We start from the raw sequence: 4,595 nt of genomic DNA on the forward strand, positions 1-4,595 counted from the left end.
GGAGCCAGACGGGTATGAAGTGAGAGCAGTTCCTGTTCCCAGGCATTGGTCGGTGAGTGCATAGTACACCTCCCGTATTTTCAGGAAAAAATGTCATGGGCTATCATGCCACAAAGGGGCGTACGACTGTAGTACTAGACGCAGCACTTCAAGCGTACCCAGTACGTTAGTAGCTTTCAGCTGACGATATGGCATGGCATAGCTGGAGATCGCCGCATTATGGACGATCATTTCAATGTCCTGACAGAGAGAGTACCAGGTCGGTTTATCCACCCCTAAATAAGGTTTACCCACGTTACCAGAAATACCGCGGATGCGCGCTGCGTCGCCTGAACGTTGGAGTCCATACTGCTGCAAGTTACTGATTATGCGCTCAAGCGCTTGTTGTGAATCTGCCGCTCGTACGATAACCCAAAGTGTGGCGTCGGAGCGGTCCAGAAATTCCCTGAGAAGGAATGCGCCGGTATAGCCGGTTCCGCCAGTGAGAAGGATATGCTGGAAATTATCTTGCACAGCGGCAAGGGCATCGGGTTGTGCGCTAATGTCTACAGGCAACCGGGCTTCCTCAAGTAATTCCTGATCGGTTAAGTTTTGTAGGGCAAATGCTGTGGTACGGTGCTTGCCTTTTATATAGGCTGAGAGCGATGAAATGGTGGGGTTTTTGAACACGTAGCGCAGGTTGATAGGCGTATCGAACTTCCTGCGAACCAGAGACACCATTTGTACAACTGACAGTGAGTCCCCTCCCAATTCGAAAAAACTGTCTTCAATACTGATCGGTGAAACGGACAACACATCCTGCCAGATGCGGGCGATTTTCTCTTCTTGTAAGTTGCGTGGAGCAATGTAAGTCTGTTGGTTCCTCTTCTGAAGGGGCAGTGCTGGAAGTTGTTTACGGTCAATTTTCCCGTTGGGTAACTTTGGCAGTCTGGGCAAAACCACATAATGAGTCGGTATCATCGCTTCAGGAAGCTCTTTGCGAATAAAATCGCGCAGTTGCCTTATCACCTCGGCATCATGCTCCTGTGCCAGAGGATTGTTGGAAAGTGATTGTGGTGAATGCATTGTGTTGTTTTTATTCATCATTAGGATACTCACTTTGATTCAACGATTAAGCTGCTTTCGCTGCGTTCAGGTAACATATCTTCACGCAACATCAACTCCAGATTGAAATGCTGTAAGCCATCGTTTGGACTTAGTATCAGACGCACCTGATAGCCCAAGACTTCAAAATGACTCGCAATATCTTCCGGAGAAAGCAGGTCCGGGATGGAAATCTCCCATAGTCGTTTCTCAATATCCCAACGAGTCTGATTCTCATTAGCCTCCGCTAGCAGGGTCACCAAGTTATTACTGTGCTGGAAACGGTTATTGGGAATGTTACTGACTGTAACGTACCTGTGCCTTTCGAAACGCTGAAGATACACGTTCAGTGCGTTTAGCTGTTCAGCGCCGACTAAGTCCCCCTGCCAGTCAATTTGCTCAGTCGGTGGGGTCTGTTGATGACCAGTAATCACAACGTCATAGCGGAAGTCATTCAGTTCGTTTGTCAGCTTTCCGCGTTTTAGCTCCAACTTTATTTTTCGAGAGGGGCCGATAAGAGCACTCAGGTCATGGAAATAACGGAAAGAAAGGCAAAGCTCTTTTTCTGCTGAGATGTCCCTTTTTACTTGTTGGCGGATTTCAGCTACGCGAGCCATCGGTGAGGCCTTAAAAAATTGCACGCTGGTGTGGAATGCCTCTAGGTCATCGAGGCTTCGAATATCGCCAAGATAGATGACACCGTTCTCTTGGGTGATTCTTAATGCTTCCTGTAAGACACTCTTCAAGTAACTGAGGTCAGGGAAGTACTGGATAACCGAGTTCAGAATGACCAGCGAGTCTGGTTTGGCGTCTATCGTCTTGAGCATTATCGCATCTCCCTCAGTGAGGACGATATGCGGTGCGGAATGAAGGGCTGACGGCAAAGATTGATGGGCTACAATCAGCGCTTCTTTAGACAAATCGAAACCCGTGTAGGATTTACTGTCCGGTGCCAGATGACGCATGATTTGCCCCATGCCGACTCCGACATCAATAAGATGAGAACAATCGTAACTGCGGAGCTTATTCAGGGTATGGTTCAACCACTCATGCATTTCAACAGGAGGAATGGGTTCACCCGTATAACTGCTGAGCCAACCCGCAAACTGGCGATCCTGCTCATGGTCCACATCGTAGTTGGCACGCTCCTCATAGGCGTTGTTCCACAGGTGACCCCAGTGAGCAATCATATTATCTGCTATATGTCCCGGTTCTGTCCGATCAGCATAGGTTTCGATATACGCAACCAACTCTTGTCGGTTGTTATCTTGGATAACGGTAATAACGGCAGCATTCTGAACAAGGGAATGACGTGATATTACGTTCTCGATTTCATCGAGTTCGATACGGTGGCCGAGAATTTTTACTTGTCGGTCAAGGCGACCAACAAATTCAATTTCACCATGACTATTCCAAAGTGCTCTGTCACCCGTACGATAGAAAGTCTGACCGTAGTGGGGGTAGAACACAAAACGTTCAGCGGTTAGCACCGGTTTTCTCAGGTAGCCCTGACATACACCGTGGCCGCCAATCCATAATTCCCCCACAACGCCAATTGGGCTGAGATGTTCACCAGGACCCAGGATCAGCATCTGGGTGTTAGCGATAGGTCTACCGATGGGGATGCGTCTGGCGGAACAAACTGTGCCGGAAGGCACCTGATGCACGCTCGACCAGATTGTTGTCTCAGTCGGGCCATACATATTGTAAATGGTAGCACTAAGGCGTTGTGTCAGTTGCTGTGCTAGCCCAACAGGGAAAGGTTCACCACCCGTCAACACAGCACGTAGATGCGTCATTGCACTAACAGCATCAGGTTCTGCCATCACAGCTGCCATAAAGGATGGAGTACTTTGCACTATGCTGATTTTGTGCTTCTGTAACAGGGTGGCATAATTAAATGGCGCATCGCGAAGTTCTTTTAAATGCAACGTCTTAAGGTGTTTTAGCTCCTGCAGCCCTTCAAGTACGCGTTCTTTATTGATGCCAAAATCAATTAATGAAGCTATTTCATCAACGCCCGACTGTTGAAGGCTTGAAAGTAGTGGCATTACGCTCTCTGCTGATCCGAACAGTCCGGATCGTTCAAAATAACGCTCCACAGCCATATCCAGCAGCGATTCCAGATCTTCTGAATGTACGTCTTGTTGGAGTGTCAGCCCCATACTGGCACTCAACTCACGAAGGAGAGTCGCTGAAGTGCGCAGATATTCGCGGAAGGGATCTTTTGCTTCACATTTGGCAAGATGTTCATCCGGCAGCAAAAAGGTATGAATCATTAACGTGACATGTCCTTTCCCCGGATGGCCAGCTGCACGCCATGCCTGTCGATAGGCAGCAATTTTTTGCTGAAGTTGCGCAGTGTCTTGACCCAGTAAGTGCGTCAATAAATTGACTCCATAGCTACCTGCTAATTCGAAGGTATTGACATCGCCAGAAGAGGTAAACCAGATCGGCAGCTGATGCTGGACGGGCGAAGGGTAAATCTTCAGACTTATCTCCTTACCATCACCATTGGTGCGTTGCAGACTGTCACCCTGCCAGAGCGTCCGAAGCTCTTTCAGCTTGTTTAACATGACTGTTTTTCTTTGCTGATAGTTGTCCGGTGCCAAAGCAAAGTCATTGGTGTTCCATCCAGAAGCGAAAGCCAACCCGATACGACCGTCGGATAAATTATCAACCAGCGACCATTCTTCAGCCAGACGTAAGCTATCATGCAAAGGGGCTACAACACTGCCACAGCGCAGTTCGACATGTTGTGTTATGGTTGCCAGTGCTGCAGACATTACGGAAGGGTTAGGATACAACCCGCCAAATTCATGAAAATGGCGTTCAGGGGTCCATACAGCCTTAAACCCATTGGTGTCAGCGTAACGAGCGGCATCCATGACCAGCTTGTATTCTTCCCTGCGCTGTTCGTTGTTGGCAGCAGCACCAAAGAAGAACAGGCTGAAATCCAGCGAGTGTGAGGGCGTTTCGTCTTGTTGCACCAAATTATTGATGATGTTTTCAGGAGCCAAAACCACTTTGGCACCTCGCGTTAATGGCCAAAATATTTCAAGAACAGAAATATCAAATGAGATACTGGTCAGCGCCAGTAATGCATCATCCTGTTTGCATCCTACAGAGCCATCCATCCCGATAAGAAAATTCGTCAGGTTTTCTTGAAGGATAATAGTCCCTTTAGGTTTTCCAGTTGAGCCGGAGGTGTAAATGACATAAGCCGGTGTATCGTGCCGGGCCAATTGAGCTGGATCCTGACACTTCTCATTGAGTAGTTCCTTATAACCAGGCCATTCTATACGGGTGTTAACTGCCAGTGATGGGGTGTCTGTTTGGGTGACAATCCAGGACAACTGGGCATCGTTGACAATGTAATCCAGACGTTCGATCGGATAATCAGGATCAAGTGGTAACCAGGCTGCCCCCGCTTTGTGAATGGCAATAAGGCTTGCGACTAGTGGTACATCCTGTATTTGACCGCCATATTAAATGTGCTTGAAGGCCATGGT

Annotated in this window: 2 protein-coding genes; both read right to left on the reverse strand. The window is 48.2% G+C overall.

From position 1 onward, the window contains the following. Positions 1-93: 93 nt before the first annotated feature. Positions 94-1,086, reverse strand: a complete 993-nt coding sequence (locus tag PSI17_RS15840) for an SDR family oxidoreductase (RefSeq protein ID WP_273552885.1) — start codon at positions 1,084-1,086, stop codon at positions 94-96. An 8-nt stretch (positions 1,087-1,094) separates the two neighbouring features. Further along, positions 1,095-4,559 carry a MupA/Atu3671 family FMN-dependent luciferase-like monooxygenase gene (locus PSI17_RS15845; RefSeq protein ID WP_273552886.1) on the reverse strand — a complete coding sequence of 1,155 codons (3,465 nt, stop codon included), beginning with the start codon at positions 4,557-4,559 and terminating at the stop codon, positions 1,095-1,097. Positions 4,560-4,595 lie beyond the last annotated feature (36 nt).

The sequence above is a fragment of the Xenorhabdus sp. IM139775 genome (assembly GCF_028598745.1).
Classification (GTDB): Bacteria; Pseudomonadota; Gammaproteobacteria; order Enterobacterales; family Enterobacteriaceae; genus Xenorhabdus.